This is a genomic window from Halomonas sp. ND22Bw (assembly GCF_003011945.1).
GTDB classification, from domain to species: domain Bacteria; phylum Pseudomonadota; class Gammaproteobacteria; order Pseudomonadales; family Halomonadaceae; genus Halomonas; species Halomonas halophila.
On sequence record NZ_PXWD01000006.1, the window covers coordinates 12,052 to 30,353 of the forward strand.

Below are 18,302 nucleotides of genomic sequence, written 5' to 3' on the forward strand. Positions count from 1 at the left end.
CATGCTCAGGGTAGAGCTACCGGCACTGATCGGCCGACTCAACGCCATCGCCCGCCAGGCACTGGAAGGGGCCGCGACGCTGTGCGCCGAGCAGCAGGCGCCGGAAGTGGGCGTGTCCCACCTGCTGCTGGCCGGCCTCGACCAGCCGCTGTGCGACCTGCGCGTGCTGCTGGAGGCCGAGGACATCGAGCCCGAGGCGCTGCGCCGTGCGCTCACCGAGGACGCGCGGCCGCCGCGCGACCTGGAGGTGGCCACGCCGAGCTTCTCGCCGCTGCTGGTCGAGCTGCTGCAGGACGCCTGGCTCCTGGCCAGCACCGAGTTCGGGCACCGCGAGCTGCGCACCGGGGTGATCTTCACCGCCCTGCTGCACCACGCCGGGCGCTATCTCGGGCCCCGCGGCGAGCGGCTGCTGGCCGGCATCAACCGCGAACGGCTGCGCCGCGACTTCGCCCGCCTGACCCGCGAATCCGCCGAGGCCGCCAGTGCCGCCGAGGACGACAGCGAGCGGCCGGCCCCGGGCCGAAGCGCAAGCGGCGACGACAGCGCGCTTTCGCGCTTCGCCACCTCGCTCACCGAGCAGGCGCGCCGCGGCGAGCTCGACCCGGTACTGTGCCGCGACCCCGAGATCGACCAGATGCTCGACATCCTCGGTCGCCGGCGCAAGAACAACCCGATCGTGGTGGGCGAGGCCGGCGTCGGCAAGAGCGCCGTGGTCGAGGGCCTGGCGGCGCGCATCGTCGAGGGTCGCGTGCCCGCGGCGCTTTCCGGCGTGGAGCTGATGTCGCTCGACCTCGGCGCGCTGCAGGCCGGGGCCTCGGTCAAGGGCGAGTTCGAGAAGCGCCTCAAGGCGGTGATCGAGGAGGTCAAGGACGCGGCCGTGCCGACGCTGCTGTTCATCGACGAGGCCCACACCCTGATCGGCGCCGGCAACGCCGAGGGCGGCGCCGACGCCGCCAACCTGCTCAAGCCGGCGCTGGCCCGCGGCGAGCTGCGCACCATCGCCGCCACCACCTGGCGCGAGTACAAGAAGCACATCGAGAAGGACCCGGCGCTGTCGCGGCGCTTCCAGCCGGTCGCCCTGGGCGAGCCGGACGTGGAGCAGGCGCTGATGATCCTGCGCGGCCTGCGCGACGTCTACGAGTCGACCCACGGCGTGCTGATTGGCGACAGCGGCCTGCGCGCCGCCGCCGAGCTCTCGGCCCGCTACCTGGCCGGCCGCCAGCTGCCGGACAAGGCCATCGACGTGCTCGACACCGCCGGCACCCGGCTGGCCCAGGCCCTGGACACGCCACCGCGCCGCCTCAGCCACCTGATGAGCGAGCAGCTGGCCGCCCGGCGCGAGCACGACCAGCTCGAGCGAGAGGCGCTGCTCGGCCGCCATCCCGACGCCGCCCATCGCGACGCCCTGGCCGAGCGGCTGGCGCGGCTGGACGAGGAGCGCGAGACCCTGGAAGCCGCCTGGCGCGAACAGCGCGAGTGCGTCGACGCCATCCTGACCCTGCATCGCGAGCTGCTCGATGGTGCCGAAGATGGCGAGGGCAATGAGGCAGAAGGCGAGAGCGAGGGTGGCGAGAGCGCCGAGCAGGCGCGCGCTCGCCGCACCGCCGCGCTGGCCGAGCACGAGGCCCGCCTCGAGGCGCTGCAGCGCGAGTTCTCGCTGGTCAATCCCAGCGTCGAGGAGGCCCAGATCGCCCAGGTAATCGGCGACTGGACCGGGGTGCCGGTGGAGCGCATGACCCGCGACGAGCTGTCGCGCCTCACCGAGCTGCCCGAGGAGCTGGGCCGGCTGATCAAGGGCCAGGACCTGGCCGTCGAGCGCCTGCACCGCCACCTGCTCACCGCCCGCGCCGATCTGCGTCGCCCCGGGCGTCCGCTGGGCGCCTTCCTGCTGGTCGGCCCCAGTGGCGTGGGCAAGACCGAGACCGTGGTGCAGATCGCCGAGAGCCTCTACGGCGGCCGCCAGTTCCTGACCACCATCAACATGTCCGAGTATCAGGAGAAACATACCGTCTCGCGGCTGATCGGCTCGCCGCCCGGCTACGTGGGCTTCGGCGAGGGCGGCCTGTTGACCGAGGCGATCCGCCAGCGGCCCTACTCGGTGGTGCTGCTCGACGAGGTCGAGAAGGCCCACCCGGACGTGCTCAACCTGTTCTACCAGGCATTCGACAAGGGCGAGCTGGCCGACGGGGAAGGGCGCGCCATCGACTGCCGCAACGTGCTGTTCTTCATGACCTCGAACCTCGGCTATGACGCCATCGTGCGCCATGCCGACGACCGCGCGGCGATGGACGAGGCGCTCTACCCGGTGCTCGCCGACTTCTTCAAGCCGGCGCTGCTGGCGCGCATGGAGGTGGTGCCCTACCTGCCGCTGTCTCGTGACATCCTCCACGACATCGTCGGGGCCAAGCTCGATACCCTGGCCGGGCGCATCCGCGACCGCCACCGCCAGGCCGAGGTGGTGCTGGCGCCGGCGCTGGCCGAGGCCATCTGCGAGCGCGCCACCCGCAGCGAGAACGGCGCGCGGATGCTCGAGTCGGTGATCGACGGCGAGCTCCTGCCGCCGGTGTCCCGGGCGCTGCTCGAGCGTCTGGCGCGTCGCGAGCCGGTGAGCCGCGTCGCGCTGGGCGTGGACGAGAATGGCTTCACCGCGGAGGTCGGCTGAGGTGAGCGATCACGGCGTGCTCGACGCGGCCCACGGCGAAGCCCCGGCGCTGGCCGGCATGGCCGAGGCGCTGCGGCTGGTCGAGGGCCACTCGCCCGACGAGCTGCGCCGGCGCGGGCTCGCGCTGCTGCGCGAGCGCCTGGGGCTGGCCTGGGCACGCTGCCTGTTCCTCGACGCCAGCGGCCGCTGGCTGGGCGAGGACGGCGACGACGCCTGGCTGGCCTGCGACGACTTCCGCCATCCCTATGCCCATGCCATCCGCCGCGGCGAGCCGATGGAGCTGGGGCTCGGCGAGGCGCGGCTGCGGCTCGATCATCCCGCCTTCCAGGCGGCCACCGAGGGGCTGCCGGCGGCCTGGCGGCTGTCGGTGCGCCCGCTTCGCGCGCGGGACGGCAAGCGCGAGTGGCTCGGCGTGCTGGCCCTGGCGGGCCCCGCCGAGCGCCTCGCGCCGCTGGCAGAGTGCGACGACTTCCTGGCCTTCGAGGCGCTGCTGTGCCGTCTATGGGCCTGGCTGGCTCGCCAGCGCGACGAGCGTCGCCACCAGGCGCGCCTGCGCGACTCGCTGGCCGAGGCCAACGACGGCGCCCGGCGCCGCACCCTCAGCGAGCGCCTCGCCCAGCGGATTCTCGGCGACTCGCCGGCCATCGGCGCGCTGCGCGACCAGCTGGTGCGCGCCGCCGAGACCCACCTGGCGGTGCTGCTGCAGGGCGAGACCGGCACCGGCAAGGAGCTGGTGGCGCGCGGCGTGCACGAGGTCTCGGCGCGCAGCGACGGGCCCTTCATGGCGATCAACTGCGCGGCGATCCCCGAGAGCCTGCTCGAGGCCGAGCTGTTCGGCCACGTGAAGGGCGCCTTCTCGGGGGCCGAGCGCCGCCGCGAGGGGCTGTTCGGCCAGGCCGACGGCGGCACCCTGTTCCTCGACGAGATCGGCGACATGCCGCTGGCGCTACAGGCCAAGCTGCTGCGCGTGCTCGAGTCGGGGCGCTATCGCCCGCTCGGCGGCGACGACGAGCGGCGGGTCGATCTGCGCCTGGTGGCGGCGACCCACCAGCCGCTGCACCGGCGCATCCGCGAGGGCGCCTTCCGCGCCGACCTCTACTACCGCCTCGGCCAGTTCCCGCTCACGCTGCCCGCACTGCGCGAGCGCCGCGAGGACATTCCGGCCCTGGCCCGGGCCTTCGTCGACGACTTCTGTCGTCGCGAGGGCCGCGAGGATATCGGCCTGGGGCGCGCGGTGCTGCGCGCCCTCGCCGAACGCGACTTCCCCGGCAACGTGCGCGAGCTCAGGAACCTGATCGACTACGCCTGCGCCATGACCCGCGACGGCGAGGACATCGCCCCCGAGGCGCTGCCCGACGAGGCGCCTGCGGTGCCGCGTGACGATGAGGCCAACGACGCTGCCGCGCCGGCGGCCGAGCAGGACGACGTCTTCGACCTGCGGCGGGCGCTGCGCGACTACGAGGCGACGCTGATCCGTCAGCGCCTGGCGCGCTTCGACGGCAACCGCACCCTGGCCGCCGAGAGCCTGGGCCTGCCCAAGCGGACCCTGGCGCACAAGTGCCGACAGCTGCAACTGGATAGCCCATGAACGTGAACGATCGACACCCCGCCCGGCGCCGGCTGGCCGGCCTGGCCCTGCTGCTGGCCGCCGGGCTGGCGCCGGCCGCGAGCCAGGCCCGGAGCGATGTCGGGGAGAGCGACCCGGCGACGCGCCTGCAGGCCGCCGAGGCCTGCGCCGAGCAGCCCTCGCGGCTGGGCCGGCTCGAATGCTACGACGACCTGTTCCGCGACCGCCCCGCGGCGGTGGCAGACGAGTCGCGCTCCCCGCTGTGGCGCGCCGTGGCCGCCCAGGAGGCGGAGCGCGACGCCGATGACGTCGGCGTGATGACCCGTGAGACCGCCGACACCGTGCTGATGAGCGCCCCGGCGCTGGGCACGGTGCCGCCGCGCCCGCTGCTGGTGATCAGCTGCGACGACGCCATCACCCGTTTCCAGCTGCACCTCCACGAGCCGCTCGAGGGCTCGCGGGTGTCGCTCAGGCTGGAAGGCGAGGGCGTCGCGCTCGACCAGACCTGGCGGGTGCTCGACGGCGGCCACGTGATCAGCGGCGGGCGCGGGCTGCCGGCCATCGGCACCCTGAAGCGCCTGCTGGGCGGCGAACGCCTGCGGCTGTCGAGCGACACGGCGGTCATCGACGGGCTGCGCTTCGATCTCGATGGCTGGCGCACGGCGATCGCGCCGCTGCGCGCCATGTGCCGCTGGTAAGGGGGAAACGACATGCGCATTACCCAGCCCCATCAGCTCGAACCGCTGCTCGCGCCCCTCGCCGAGGGCGTCGGCGAACCGGTGGCCGATCACGAGGACTTCGACTGGCTCGACGAGCAGATGATGAAGGTCGGCTCGCTGCAGCACGGCGAGGTCGACTGGAGCGGCGCCGAGACCCGCGCCGCGCGGCTGCTGTCCGAGACCGGCAAGGACCTCAAGGTGCTCGGCCACCTGCTGCACTGCCTACAGCACGACGGCGATCCGGCGCGCTTCGCGCTGTCGCTGGAGCTGCTGGCCGGCGCGCTGGACGCCTGGTGGGAGGCCGCCTATCCCTTCGCCGGCCCGCGCGGCAAGCGGGCCCGGCCCAAGCTGTTCCAGCAGTTCACCCAGCGCGCGCTGTCGCTGGCCGGCGGCCTGGAGTTTCTCGGCGCCGCCGAGGATCACGCCGCCTGCCGTGCGGCGCTGGACCGGCTGCGCGAGCGGGCCGCCGGCCATGAGCTGCCGGACGAGGCGCTGGCGGATCTCTCGCGGCTGCTCGATCAGGCCACGCCCAGCGCCGAGGCGCCGTCGGCGTCCGGCGCCTTGGCGGCGCCCGCGGGCGGTGGCGAACCGAGCCGCGCGGCGGCAACGGCCGCCGAGGCCGAGCCCGCCGCGCCGAAGGCCCCGGAGGCGCGGCTCGAGTCCGGCAACGATCGCGGCAACCGCCAGGCGCTGCTCAAGATGGCCGACTTCCTCAACGAGCAGTCGCCTGGCGAGGCGCTCGGCTATCGGCTGCGCCGCCACGCGGTGTGGCACGCCATCCAGGGCCTGCCGATGACACGCGACGGCCAGCGCACCGAGCTGGCGCCGGTCTCCGCCGACCGGGTTGCCGAGTACCGCGAGGCCGCCGCGGGCCGGCCGACGCCGGAGGACTGGCGGCGCATCGAGAACAGCCTGGCGCTCAGCCCCTACTGGCTCGAGGGACATCGTCTGAGCGCGGAGGTGGCGCGGCGGCTCGAGCAGCCGCGCTGTGCCGAGGCGATTCGCGACGAGACGGCGCGCTTCGTCGACCGCCTGCCGGGCATCGAGGCGCTGACCTTCAGCGACGGCTCCGCCTTCCTCGACGGCGAGACGCAGACCTGGCTGACGGACGTGGCCGGCCCCGGGGCGCCGGCGGCCATGGGCGGCGGCGATCCCTGGCAGGCCGGCCTCGAGACGGCCCGCGAGCGGCTCGCCGAGGAGGGGCTGGCGCCGGCGCTGGCGGTGCTCGACGAAGGGCTCGCGGCGGCGGCCTCGCCCCGCGAGGGCGTCTACTGGCGCCTGGCCAGCGCCGATCTGCTGAGGGAGGCCGGCCTCGCCGCGCTGGCCCGGCAGCACTACCAGGCATTGCAGGACGCCGTGGCCAACCTCGCGCTGGAAGGCTGGGAGCCGGCGCTGCCGGCCCGCCTGGCGGCGGTACTCGAGGCATGACACACGGCGATCCGACGGAATCGACAGGGACGAGGGAGCAAGGCTCATGTGGAAACAAGTGAAGGCCGGGCTGAGCCGCTGGGTGCCGGGCATGTCCCGGGCCGACAGCCAGCTCAACCAGGCGCGGGGACACGCCAACCGGGCCAAGGGCCTGAAGCGGCTCGGTGCCTGGCTGTGGGGGCTGCTGGTGGTCGCGCTGCTGGTGGCCATCTGGTGGCTGGGGCCGCAGTGGGAGGTATTCGACAGCCGCCCGCTGGGCCCCTGGCTCAATCGCCTGCTGGCCAGCCTGGCGCTGCTGGGCGTGGTCGCGGTGGTGTGGGGCATCCGCCTGGCGCGGCGCCTGCGCGCCCTCGACGAGGAGCGTCGCCACGAGTCGCAGCGTCAGCAGGACCCGGTGCTCGGCCAGGTCGAGCGCCAGGAGGAGAGCCTGGACGCCACCCTGCATGAGCTCACCGACAGTCTCGGCGGCGGCGCCAACGCCCGCTACAAGCTGCCCTGGTACCTGGTGATGGGCGTCGAGAACGCCGGCAAGACCAGCCTGATCAATCGCTCGGGCCAGAACTTCGCCCTGACCCACGTGATGAAGGCGTCCGGCCAGGGCAAGCGCGGCCGGCTGGGCTTCGACTGGTGGATCGGCGACAAGGCGGTGCTGATCGACCCGGACGGCGAGCTTTTGACCCAGGGCGCGCTGCAGGGCGGCGAGCCGGCCGAGCTCGAGAGCCGGCTGTGGGATCACTTCGTCGACTGGCTGGAGCGTCACCGCTCGCGGCGTCCGCTGGACGGCGTGGTGCTGGTGCTTGACCTGGCGCGGCTCAGCGACGCCGAGGTGGCGGTGCGCAAGGCCTACGCCTCGCTGCTGCGGGCCCGGCTGCGCGAGCTGATGGAGCGCCACGGCAGCCGCCTGCCGGTCTACGTCACCTTCAGCAAGATGGACCTGCTGCACGGCTTCGACGACTTCTTCCGTCACTACTCCCGGGCCGCCCGTCGCGCCCCGCTCGGCTTCACCTTCTCCGCCGCGTCCCTCGATAAGCCCGGCCGCTGGGAGGAGGAGTTCGCCGAGGCCTACGACGGCATGCTCGAGCGGCTGAACCAGACGCTGCCGAACCTGCTGGCCGAATGCCGCGATCGCGACGAGCGCGAGGCGGTGTTCCGTTTCGTGCGCCAGCTGGCCGGCCTGCGCGACGTGCTGCTCGGCTTCATCGGCGAGGCGTTGTCCAGCGACCGCTTCTCCACCGCGGCCATGGTGCGCGGCGCCTATTTCACCTCGGTCTACCAGCAGGGCGTGCCGGAGGATCCCTTCGTCGACGCTGCCGCGCGGCGCTACGGCATGAGCGACGGCGTGCAGCCGGCCCACCGGGCCACCAGCTCGGCGCTGTTCTTCACCGAGGAGCTGTTCGACCGCATCATCTATCCGGAGTCGGGGCTGGCCGGCGACAACGCCCGGGCGGCACGCCGCCGCCATCGTCTCCGCCGCGCCAGCGTGCTGGCCTGCCTGTTCGGCGGCGCGGCCCTGGTCGGCGGCTGGTACCACTTCTACGAGAAGAACGCCCAGGCGCTGGCCGCGGTGGAGGACAAGGCCGAGGCCTTCCTCGCCGTGCGACCGAGCCACTGGCAGAGCGACGATCCCACCGGCCGGGCGCTGCTCGAGCCGCTGGATCGCCTGCTCGGCGCGACCCAGGAGTTCGGCGACTACCGCTCGCGGCCCTGGCTGCTGGCCGACATGGGCCTCTACCAGGGGCACGAGCTGGGCGTGGAGGTCGACAACGCCTACCTGCGCCTGCTCGAGCAGCAGTTCCTGCCGGCGCTGATGATCGGCATCATGGACGACATGAACCGCGCGCCGGACGGCAGCAACGACAAGCTGGCGCTGCTGCGCATCCTGCGCATGATGTCCGACGCCAGCGGCCGCCAGCCCCAGCGCGTGCACGACTTCATGGCCGACCGCTGGCAGGCGGCCTTCCCCGGCCAGGGCGACGTCCAACGCCGCCTGCTGGCGCACCTCGACTACGCCCTGGCCTACACCGACCTGGCGGGCCACGCCGAGGCCGGCACGCCCGGCGCCCGCGACGCCATGGCGCCGCTCGAGGGCAGCATCGAGGCGGCCCAGCAGGAGCTCGCCCGCCAGCCCATGGCCGAGCGTGTGTACGCCTCGCTCAAGGCCGGCATCTCCCAGGGCAGCGCCGCGCCGCTGGACCTGCGCTCGAGCGTCGGTTCGGCCTTCAGCCTGGTGTTCATGGCCCGCAACGACGAGGCCGAGCGGGTGCGCATCCCGGGCCTGCTGACCCGCAACGGCTTCGAGGGCTACTTCCTCGAACGGCTGGACCAGGCCACCGAGCTGGCGCTGATCGATACCTGGGTGCTCGGCCAGCGCGACGACATCGACTTCAGCGAGGCCGACCGCCGGCGCCTGCAGGAGGCGCTGCGCGAGCGCTACGCCAGCGACTATCACGTCACCTGGCGCGAGGCCCTGGCCGATATCCGCCTGGTGCCGCTGCCCGACCTTCACCAGGCGGTGGTGGTGGCCGACGGTCTGCTCGGCGCCAGCCGTCCGCTGGATCGCCTGCTGGGCGAGGTGTCGCAGCAGACCCGTCTCTATCCGGAGCTGCCGGCGGACGACGAGGCCGCGCGCCAGGCCCTGCAGCAGTCGCCGCGCTATCGTCTGGCCAGCGAGATCGCGCGCCACTTCGCCGAACTCAACGCGCTCACCGAGTCGCGCGGTGACAACCCCTCCAACCTCGACGAGATCAAGGACGCCGTCGGCGACCTGCGCGACTACCTGCGCCAGGTCGACGAGGCCGGCGACCGCGGCCAGCAGGCCTTCCTGCTGGCCCGTGACCGCCTCTCCCTGCAGGGTGGTGATCCGATCGCGGCGCTGCAGCGCATCGCCGAGGACACCCCGGCGCCGGTGGGCGGCATGCTCGAGAGCCTGGCCGACCAGAGCTGGCAGCTGCTGATGGAAAGCGCGATCCGCCACCTGGAGAGCCAGTGGATGGACGAGGTCGTGGTGCCCTTCCAGCAGCGCCTGGCCGGTCGCTACCCGCTGGCACCCCAGGCGTCCCGCGAGGTGTCGCTGGCCGACTTCGAGGAGTTCTTCGCCCCGGACGGCACCCTGGACGCCTTCTACCAGCAGAACCTCAAGCCGTTCATCGAGGGCGCGCCGGAGGCCCTGCGCAACGCCGAGGGCGACTCGCTACTGCGCCAGGGCGTGCTCGACGCCGTGCAGCGCGCCGAGCGCATCCGCGAGGCCTACCTTAACCGCGACGGCGTGCTCGACGTGCCCTTCAGCCTGGAGCCGCTGAGCCTCAGCGCCGACAAGCGCCGCGGCGTGATCAGCGTCGACGGCCAGCTGATCGACTACGCCCACGGCGCCAGCCGCCGGGTGCCGATGATCTGGCCCAACGGCCTGCGCGACAGCAACGAGAGCCGCGTCACCCTGGTGCCGAGCCAGGTCAATCGCTCGCCGCGCACGCTGCGCCGCGACGGCCCCTGGGCCTGGTTCCGCCTGCTCGACGAGGCCCAGCTGACCGGCGCCAGCGAGCGCGAGCTGGAGCTCAGCTTCCGGGTCGACGGCGGCAGCATGCGCTACCGCCTGGTCGCCGACGGGCCGCGCAATCCCTTCACCCGGTCGCTGGTGGCGGGCTTCCGCCTGCCCAGGGCGCTCTACGCCGACGGAGGGCAGGACGATGCTGACGACGCTTAAGCGCTGGCTGGGCGCGTCGCCGAACCGGTCCGCCGCGGCTCCCGCCGTCGACTCCGCGCCGCCGGAGGCGGCGCCGGGGCTGGTGGAGGCCACCGTGGAGGACATCCCGCTGCTGCTCGAGGCCGCGCGGCGCGCCGAGGGGGAGGGGCTGTCCCCCTGGGTGCTGCGCGACGAGAGCCGCCTCGAGACCCTGCGCCGCTCGCTGGAGTTCGTGGTCCATCGCGGCCTCTGGCTGCAGCGTGAGGGCGACCGGGTCGCGCACTGGCAGGGCCGGCTGCTGGCGCTTCGCCACGGCGACGGCCCGGTGCTCGGCATGCTGCTGGTATGTCGGCGCGACGACGAGTCGGCCTGGCAGCTGCGCTTCTTCTTCATCGCGCCGGAGTGGCAGGGCCGCGGCCACGGCGCCCGGCTGCTGCTGGCCGCCCGGCGCGAGCTGATGGGCACGCCGCTGCAGACCCGGCTGCCGTTGCAGGGCGCCGCCCCGGCCAGCCTGGCGGCGGCGGGATTCCGGCGCATGCACGTGGACGCCGGCGGCGTGGCCAGCTTCGAGGCCCCGGTAGAGTGGAACGATCAACGCGAACGCACGCGCGGCGCCTAAGCGGCGGCGCGCCTCGCAAGGAGGACGCATGGGACGCAAGTTCGTATTGCTGGGGGATCTCGGCACCGACCACGAGGGCTTTCCGCCCACGCCGGTGATCGCCGGCAGCCCGACGACGATGATCGACGGCAAGCCGGTGGCGCGCCTGGGCGATCCGCTGGAGCCCCACGACAAGCCCAATCACGGCCCCCACCCGCGCGCCATCGCCGCCGGCTCGGGCAGCATCCTGGTCGACGGCAAGCCGGTGGCGCTCACCGGTCATGGCGTGGACTGTGGCGGCGTGGTGATCGGCACCGCCAGCGGGGAGGGCAGCTGACATGGCCGACCGTAGCGGACTGCAGTTCACCCTGAGCCTCACGGGGGCCGAGGACGCCGATCTGGCCGTCGTCGACTTCACCCATGAAGAGGCGCTCTCGGCGCCCTTCCACCTGCGGGTGAGCTTCGCCAGCCGGGCCGCCGACCTCTCGCCCGAGGCGCTGCTCGACCGCCCGGCGAGTCTGACCGTGTGGCAGGACGGCGTGGCCCAGCGCCGGGTCCACGGTATCGTGGCCGAGTTCGGCCGCGGCGACCGCGGCCATCGCCGCAGCTTCTACGAGGTGGTGATCCGCCCCTCGCTGTGGCGGCTCTCGCTGCGCCAGAACTCGCGCATCTTCCAGCGCGTCTCGCCGCTCACGATCCTCAACACTCTGTGTGAGGAGCGCGGCCTGACCGACGTGGCCTTCGCGGTGACACGCGAGCCCGCCGAGCGCGAGTACTGCGTGCAGTACCGCGAGACCGACCTCGAGTTCCTCGAGCGCCTGGCCGCCGAGGAGGGGCTGTTCTATTTCCATGAGTTCGAGGACGCCGATCTCGGTGCCCATCGACTGGTGTTCGCCGACGATCCCCAAGTGCTCACCGGCCTCGGCGAGCGCCGCTATCACCATCGCGCCGGCGGCACGCCGCCCCAGCGGCACCTACGGCGGCTGACCCAGACCGCCCGGGTGCGCCCGGCGCGGGCCCAGCTCAAGGACTATTCGTTCAAGCAGCCGGCCTATGCGCAGCTGCACGACCACCAGGGCCAGCGGCTGGAGCAGCACAGCCAGCGCGAGGACTACGAGCACTACGACTACCCGGGCCGCTACAAGGCCGATGCCTCGGGCCGTGCCTTCACCCGCCACCGGCTCGAGCACCTCCGCCACGATGCCCTGACCCTCGACGGCGAGAGCGACCTGCCCGAACTCACCCCGGGCGCGCGCTTCACCCTGGCCGACCACGACGTCGGCGAGTTCAACCGCGGCTGGCAGGTCGTCAAGGTGGTCCACCAGGGCGAGCAGCCGCAGGCACTGGGCGAGGATGCCGTACAGGCCGACGGCATGACGCGGTATCACAACACCCTGAGCCTGACCCCGGACGATGCCGCCTGGCGTCCCGCGCCGCGGCCCAAGCCGCGGGTCGACGGCCCCCAGGTGGCCTTCGTGGTCGGCCCCGAGGGCGAGGAGATCCACTGCGACGAGCACGGTCGGGTGCGCTGCCAGTTCCCCTGGGACCGCTACGCCGAGCCCAATGAAACCGCCAGCGCCTGGCTGCGCGTCAGCCAGGGCTGGGCCGGCGGCGGCTACGGCATGATGGCGATCCCGCGCATCGGCCACGAGGTGATCGTCTCCTTCCTCGAGGGCGACCCGGACCAGCCGCTGATCACCGGGCGCACCTACCACGCGGTCAACACGCCGCCGTATTCGCTGCCGGAGCACAAGACGCGCACCGTGCTGCGCACCCAGACCCACCAGGGCGAGGGCTTCAACGAGCTGCGCTTCGAGGACCAGCACGACCAGGAACAGATCTGGCTGCACGCCCAGAAGGACCTGGAACTGCTGACCGAGAACGACCGTACCGAGGAGATCCGCCGCGACAGCCACCTGGCCGTGAAGCGGGATCGCATCACCGAGATCGACCGTGACGACCACCACACCGTGCACGGCGAGCGGCGCACCCAGGTCGACGGCGACGATCATCTCACCGTGGGCCAGACCCGCCACGAGAAGATCGGCCGCGCCCAGCTGGTCGAGGCCGGCAGCGAGGTGCACCACAAGGCCGGCATGAAGGTAGTGGTCGAGGCCGGCGCCGAGATCACCCTCAAGGCTGGCGGCAGCTTCGTGAAGCTCGATCCCAGTGGCGTGACCATCGTCGGGCCGAGTGTGAAGATCAACTCCGGCGGCAGCCCCGGCAGTGGCACCGGCCAGAGCGCCCAGGCGCCGATCCTGCCGGGGGAGGCGACGGAGGAGAGCCATACGATCGTGGCGCCGATTCGCCACCGGGCCCAGCTCACTTCGATGCTCAAGGCGCCGCCCAGCTGCGAGATCTGCGAGGCGGCCGGCGAGCAGGGGAAAGGCTAGATGATACGGTCGGATCGCATCACGCATGTCCTGGTGGATGGGGTGCGCTACCCGGATGCGCTCAGGCGGCTCTATGCGCGAGACGATCTGGCCGAGATCGAGCCGCTCTACCTGATGACGCGCTTCAAGGATCTTGCCGAGCAGGGGCCGATTCTGGTGGCGCCGCGGGGTCGGGGCTTCGTCGACGAGATCCTGGCCGAGGGCGACGGCGAGCGAACCCGCGCCATGTCGCTGCTGACCGCTTCGGCGACCACCGAGGCCCTGGGCGACCATCTGCTTCGATTCGTCGAGGCGGAGATCGACGGCATCTCCCGGCTGGTGAGGTTCGCCGACCCGTTGGTGCTGCGGCACTGGCTGGCGAGCTTCGGCGACATCGTGCCGGCCGAGGTCATGGGCCCCATCCACGCCTGGCGAGTGGCACACTGGGCCCCGGCCTGGGGCGCGACGGCCGCGCCGCAATGGCGAGTCTTCGAAGCGAGCGAGTCTTCAGTGCTGGAGGCAGGGCGGGGGACGCCTGTGCCCGCTATGATGGGCGCGCCGCAGCAAGAGGCGCTGGAGGCGGTGGCGCGCTGGCAGTTCAAGGAGCGACTATCGGCGTATTTCAGCCGCCATCTCGGTGAGGCTTGGGCGGAGGTGCCGCTCGACCGGCGCGGCGATTGGCTGGACGCCCGTCTGGATGATGCCCAGGCCTGGGGGGCACAGACCGAACGCCAGTTCGCCATCTGGTGCGAGCTTGCCCTGTGCTGGGGGGAGACGTTCATGACGGCGAGCGATGGCCTCTACGCGCGTTGGGTGGCGGACGACGCGCCTCGGGGCGAGCTGCCCCGCCAGCAGCAGCTCTATGCACTCGATGACTGGAGCCGCTCGGAGGCGGCGGACCAGCAGAATGGAAACCGGACCACAAGGACGTCATCCCATGTCTGATCGACACGCCCAGCAGGACGCGCGCGATGCCGAATTCGGCGAAACCCCGTTAGGCTCAGCGAGTATGTGCCCGCTGAATCGCGAGGGCGCCATCTTCCCAGTGCGCTATGCCATCGATGAAACGGCGAGCGAGCCCGAGGACATCCAGGGGCCACACCCGCTGGCCGAGGGCTGGGACGATCACGGCTATCCGGCCCTGCAGACGCGCAGCTATTGCCTGCGTCAGCTGCGTGACGGCTGGCTGTACGTCTGGGATGAGGTGGACCGCACCTTCCACGAGTATCGCATCGAGGGGCATCGGTTCACGCGCATCGTCTGGCCCGAGAACATCAACGAGACCCGCCCCGACGTGCGCGAGGGGGATGGTGGTGGCGAGAGCAAGCCGTACCTGCTGTACCCCTGCCGCAGCAGTATCTGGCTGGCCTATTCCTCGGTGCAATGGACCTGGCGCATCTGCGAGCACCTGCGCTCGAACGTGGACTCCCGCGAGCGCTTCATGCGCAAGCTCGACGTGCGCTCGGCCGTCGAGGCACCCGGCAGCGTTGCCCATGTGGGGCCGCTGACGGAGCTTGGCCAGCACGTGGCCGATGTGACGCCGCAGGGGGCGGCTCGCGATTTCGAATCCGCCACGGTGATGACGCGAGCGCTCATCGAGGAAGAGCAGGAAGGATCGGAAGAGTCGGCCTATACCGCCCTGGCATTCAAGCCCGAGATCAGCCAGGACGCGGTGCTGGCCCAGGTGCCCGACAAGGATGAGGCCCTGTTCGTGGCGCTGGATGACGATCTTGGCATTGCCAACGACCTGACCATGCAGCTGCTGGGTGTGGAAATGGCCCGCGAGCAGTTCGAAGACGAGCATGGGCATCGCCTCAATACTGCACTGATGGTGCAGCGGCTGTGCGGTATCGATGAGAGCGATCTTCCCGAAGCCGTGCGTGACGATCCCGAGCAACAGCGCCGGGCTATCGAATTGCTGGACCAGCATTATCGCCTAAAACAGAGCGACGAGCTGTCGACGGCGGTTAACCGGGGTAGCCCCTTCGATTCGGCGATCCGCGCGAATGCCAATGCCAGTAACCGTCAGGCTCAGCTGGAAGCTTACGAAGCCGAGCTGGCCGAGCTTGGGGTCGGACCTCGCGACGATGACGACTTTCGGGAGTGGAAGGCCAAGGCGATCTGGCGCAACGACGTGGATTACGAAGGCGCACTGGCCTTCATCGATGAGCTGCAGCCAGAACTCGAGCGGCTGCAGGTGCATTGCCGTCGCAATCGCGAGGACCTGACCTCTTGGCTGGATCGCCTGCCGACATCGGCCCAGGCACTGTGCTTCGATGGCTGCAATGTGTTGCAGACTCGGGCACTCATCGAGTTCACACGGATGGTGAGCGAGGCACTCGGTGCCAGTGAGGAAGGGCAGCAATGGCTCACCGAGAGAGCCCGTCGGCGCGATAACCTGGTGGGACTTGCTCTGTTCAACTTCTCGCCGGAACTGGAGCAGGCTCTCACCCGAGTGGCACATGACTTTATCGAGGCCGAAGAGGCGGGTGGCCCATCGGTATCGGACGCCTCAAACGTGGCTTCTCGGGCCAACGAGATCAAGTCGGTGCTCGACCTCGATGCAGTACGCGACAGCCAGGCTTTCAAGGCGCTGGCGCCGCATATCCAGGAGTTTCTGGACACTCTGGTCACGGCCGTGCAAGGCCCGACCAAGCTCGCTTGGGAAGGGCTAGCCTACCAAGTGTTGCCTGCGGTGGGCGCGGGCGCTTCAGTCGGTGCCGAGCGTCTTGCTCAGGGGCTCTCCCAGACCATGCAAGCGGCTTTCGTGCATCCCGACAATGCCACAAAGAGCACTCAACTGGTCCGCGATGACGACTTCATGGCTCGCCACCGTCGTTGGCGGGGTAATGTCGTGCGCCGTCAAAACAGCATTCGCGGCCTGAGAGGGGCTCTGGCACGCCCGGCTGCGCCACATGATCGTGCTGCGCAGTTGAAGGATCTCAATGGCCAGCAGCAGGAGCTCGATGAGCTGATGACCCGTGAGCCGAAGCAGTTCGTCGCTCATCAGGCAGGAAGCTCCGGTGGGCCGAGCGAAACGCTCGGCTTTGATGAGCTGCGCGAACAGAATCGGCTCAAGCTTCAGGAAGGCGCCGCCGCTGCCCGGGCTCGAATGCAGGGGTGGATGAATCGCTATGGTGGTGGGCTGCCGCTGTTGATCGCCGGACTGAACCTGCTGAACGTGGGCAACACCCTCGCCACCATCGAGCGCGACGGCATGGATAGTAATGCCCGGCAATCCCTGATCAGCGGCTTGGGGTACACCACCAATGCGGTGATGGCGCTATGGGTGATGCCGTACTGGAATAAGCATGCGTTGTCTCAGACGGCTGAAATATTTGATAAGCCTAGAGCGGTAGCTAGGGCTGGCGTTCGTCAGTGGCGTGGAGTCGCGCAGAATATGTCCTTTGCTCGCACGGCTGCCAAACTGACCACCCGTGTGGCCGGTATGGCGGTGTTTGGGGCAATTGGTGCTGGTATAGAAACCTGGCAGATTTATGGTCAGTTAGAAGACTCTACCAGCACGGAAGAGAGCTTGTCGTTAAAAGCGAAAATGGCAAGTAGCGGCGTTATGGGGGGGTTAACAGGTGCTCAGTTTGCTGGAGCCCTGTTGGGCAGGTGGATCACTTTCGCTTGGATCATGGCACCTTGGATGGTCTGGGCCATTGCCATCGTCGGGGTGGTGTATCTTTTCTCCTCCTTTATCGCCGGACATTATCATCGCGAGGGCATTCGTCTCTGGCTCTACCGGAGCGGCTGGGGTAAGTCCCCCCATTGGTCAGATGATGATGAAGGTCAAGCTGACGAATGGCGCGCCTTGCTGGAAACCCTCTACCAGCCATCGGCCCGCCTGGAGCCGGTGACCAGGCTTGGCTACCGGGGGCGGGCACCGGTTCAGGTCCATCAAGGGTACTGGCTCAAGATTGCGCTGCCCTCGATGCTGGCGGGGGAAAAGCTCAAGCTCTCTCATAATGCGAGCCGAGGCTTCTGGGCGCCGGCCTCAAGTTTCGCGGATCGATCTGCACGATCGCCCGATGAACTGCCGGCAGTGGCGGACTACGGCCCGCAGGAGTCACGCGTCTGGCAGGCCTGGCTGCCTGCCGATGTACAAGCCCCTGAGGCGGAATTTGCGCTGTCGATCGATTATCCGGCGACGCTACTGAACTCCCCTAATGGCGCTGACTTTGTGTTTTATAAGCCAGAGGCAGATGCGGGTGGTTTTACCCTGGAGCCGGTGGAGAACGCCCCTGTTCGGCAAGCGATGGGCCGACTGTTCAATCTGACGGTCCCGGCTTGAATTTATGCGGGACGGTTGCGGTTAGTATGTAAGTGTTTTTGATTCAGTATCTTTGAAAAGGTGTTCGTGTGATGTGGTTTATTCAGCCAAAGAAAAATTACGTGCCTGAGATGCCCTGGGAACGTGTCGATGAGCCAGAGGTGATGAGCTGGCAAATTCGGGTGCGTGACTATAACACCCTTGTAGGGAATATGGTTTTCTTTGGTACTTACCTTCTTGTAGGGGGGTTTATCTGGGCTTTGGTTTACTTTCAGGGTGGTGGCGTTGTTGATGAAAATTCAATGTTATTAATTGTGATGGCTATTCTCATGATGCCCATAGTGATGAGCATGAGTCATCAAACCTCAATTATCGTTTATCGCTTGACGGATAAAGGATATGAGATGTTCTCATGGAAACCCCAGATTGATTCGGTGAAGCCGGTGATGAAGTGGACAGCGATAGTTTCCGGTATTGCCGTTTTGGTGGCCACCTTCTTCAATCCTTATTTTATTCTTGGTGCAGTTGGTCCGGCTGGTTTTGGATTGATTGCATTATCAATGGGTAATGCCAGTAGTTACCAGAAACTTGTGAGGGGGGCAGAGCATTGCAGCGCTTCATGGGGCGATGTGGAAGAAGTGGCGCTGTGGAGGAAACGTCGGCTGATTGGGCTTCGGTTTACCTTTCATACAAGTGAAGGTGTTACACAGAATGGGTATCGCACCTTGCATTGTAAAAAAGGTGAGGAAGATAAGCGAGTCGCCTTTATAAGAGAGAAGGTGTCGGAGGTACCTTATGTAGAAAGAAAGATGGAGGTTTTTGAAGGGGGGATGGCGATTTAGCCTTCGTTTTTGAAAAACCACCTATCAGTCAAGCAAAAGCAGCACTGCAAGGACGTCGGTAACTCAATATTTCCGCCAGGGAAGGTGCGCTGCGGTCTGCCCCGGCGGTAGCGTGGCTTATGGCCGAGCCGGTCGGAGGCGCTGGAACAAGCAAGGAGG

Annotated in this window: 11 protein-coding genes; all 11 read left to right on the top strand. The window is 69.3% G+C overall.

The window, feature by feature from the left end; genetic code table 11:
- The first annotated feature begins 1 nt into the window (after window position 1).
- Complete coding sequence (tssH, locus tag CVH10_RS09320) at window positions 2-2,662, top strand: type VI secretion system ATPase TssH (RefSeq protein ID WP_106488484.1); 2,661 nt, start codon at window positions 2-4, stop codon at window positions 2,660-2,662.
- A 1-nt stretch (window position 2,663) separates the two neighbouring features.
- On the top strand, window positions 2,664-4,250 hold the full coding sequence (locus CVH10_RS09325; protein ID WP_369335761.1) for a sigma 54-interacting transcriptional regulator: 1,587 nt from the start codon (window positions 2,664-2,666) through the stop codon (window positions 4,248-4,250).
- The gene (vasI, locus tag CVH10_RS09330) at window positions 4,247-4,927 is read left to right on the top strand and encodes a type VI secretion system-associated protein VasI (protein ID WP_146142922.1); all 681 of its coding nucleotides are present in this window, start codon (window positions 4,247-4,249) and stop codon (window positions 4,925-4,927) included. Before CVH10_RS09325 ends, vasI begins: the two co-directional genes overlap by 4 nt.
- 12 nt (window positions 4,928-4,939) lie before the next feature.
- Window positions 4,940-6,376, top strand: coding sequence for a type VI secretion system protein TssA (gene tssA / locus CVH10_RS09335; RefSeq protein ID WP_106488485.1), 1,437 nt, complete (start codon window positions 4,940-4,942; stop codon window positions 6,374-6,376).
- Window positions 6,377-6,422: 46 nt separating this feature from the next.
- Window positions 6,423-10,076: a type VI secretion system membrane subunit TssM gene (gene tssM / locus CVH10_RS09340; protein ID WP_106488486.1), complete on the top strand. Its 3,654-nt coding sequence runs from the start codon at window positions 6,423-6,425 to the stop codon at window positions 10,074-10,076.
- A complete protein-coding gene (locus CVH10_RS09345) occupies window positions 10,060-10,674 on the top strand; it encodes a GNAT family N-acetyltransferase (protein ID WP_106488487.1) in 615 nt (204 codons plus the stop codon). The genes tssM and CVH10_RS09345 overlap by 17 nt, the downstream gene beginning before the upstream one ends.
- Before the next feature lie 28 nt (window positions 10,675-10,702).
- Window positions 10,703-10,990 carry a type VI secretion system PAAR protein gene (locus tag CVH10_RS09350; RefSeq protein ID WP_106488488.1) on the top strand — a complete coding sequence of 96 codons (288 nt, stop codon included), beginning with the start codon at window positions 10,703-10,705 and terminating at the stop codon, window positions 10,988-10,990.
- Between the two features lies 1 nt (window position 10,991).
- Window positions 10,992-13,046 carry a type VI secretion system Vgr family protein gene (locus CVH10_RS09355; protein ID WP_106488489.1) on the top strand — a complete coding sequence of 685 codons (2,055 nt, stop codon included), beginning with the start codon at window positions 10,992-10,994 and terminating at the stop codon, window positions 13,044-13,046.
- Complete coding sequence (locus CVH10_RS09360; RefSeq protein WP_106488490.1) at window positions 13,047-13,970, top strand: DUF4123 domain-containing protein; 924 nt, start codon at window positions 13,047-13,049, stop codon at window positions 13,968-13,970.
- Window positions 13,963-17,322, top strand: coding sequence for a T6SS effector BTH_I2691 family protein (locus CVH10_RS09365; protein WP_106488491.1), 3,360 nt, complete (start codon window positions 13,963-13,965; stop codon window positions 17,320-17,322). Before CVH10_RS09360 ends, CVH10_RS09365 begins: the two co-directional genes overlap by 8 nt.
- A gap of 71 nt (window positions 17,323-17,393) precedes the next feature.
- Window positions 17,394-18,143 (top strand): hypothetical protein, encoded by a 750-nt coding sequence (locus CVH10_RS25300; protein ID WP_146142923.1) that lies wholly within the window; start codon window positions 17,394-17,396, stop codon window positions 18,141-18,143.
- Window positions 18,144-18,302 lie beyond the last annotated feature (159 nt).

What these genes read in the sequence shown, in the direction of transcription:
- tssH (WP_106488484.1), top strand. Translation starts at nt 2, where the DNA reads ATGCTCAGGGTAGAGCTACCGGCACTGATCGGCCGACTCAACGCCATC.
- vasI (WP_146142922.1), top strand. Translation starts at nt 4,247, where the DNA reads ATGAACGTGAACGATCGACACCCCGCCCGGCGCCGGCTGGCCGGCCTG.
- tssA (WP_106488485.1), top strand. Translation starts at nt 4,940, where the DNA reads ATGCGCATTACCCAGCCCCATCAGCTCGAACCGCTGCTCGCGCCCCTC.
- tssM (WP_106488486.1), top strand. Translation starts at nt 6,423, where the DNA reads ATGTGGAAACAAGTGAAGGCCGGGCTGAGCCGCTGGGTGCCGGGCATG.
- CVH10_RS09345 (WP_106488487.1), top strand. Translation starts at nt 10,060, where the DNA reads ATGCTGACGACGCTTAAGCGCTGGCTGGGCGCGTCGCCGAACCGGTCC.
- CVH10_RS09350 (WP_106488488.1), top strand. Translation starts at nt 10,703, where the DNA reads ATGGGACGCAAGTTCGTATTGCTGGGGGATCTCGGCACCGACCACGAG.
- CVH10_RS09355 (WP_106488489.1), top strand. Translation starts at nt 10,992, where the DNA reads ATGGCCGACCGTAGCGGACTGCAGTTCACCCTGAGCCTCACGGGGGCC.
- CVH10_RS09360 (WP_106488490.1), top strand. Translation starts at nt 13,047, where the DNA reads ATGATACGGTCGGATCGCATCACGCATGTCCTGGTGGATGGGGTGCGC.
- CVH10_RS09365 (WP_106488491.1), top strand. Translation starts at nt 13,963, where the DNA reads ATGTCTGATCGACACGCCCAGCAGGACGCGCGCGATGCCGAATTCGGC.
- CVH10_RS25300 (WP_146142923.1), top strand. Translation starts at nt 17,394, where the DNA reads ATGTGGTTTATTCAGCCAAAGAAAAATTACGTGCCTGAGATGCCCTGG.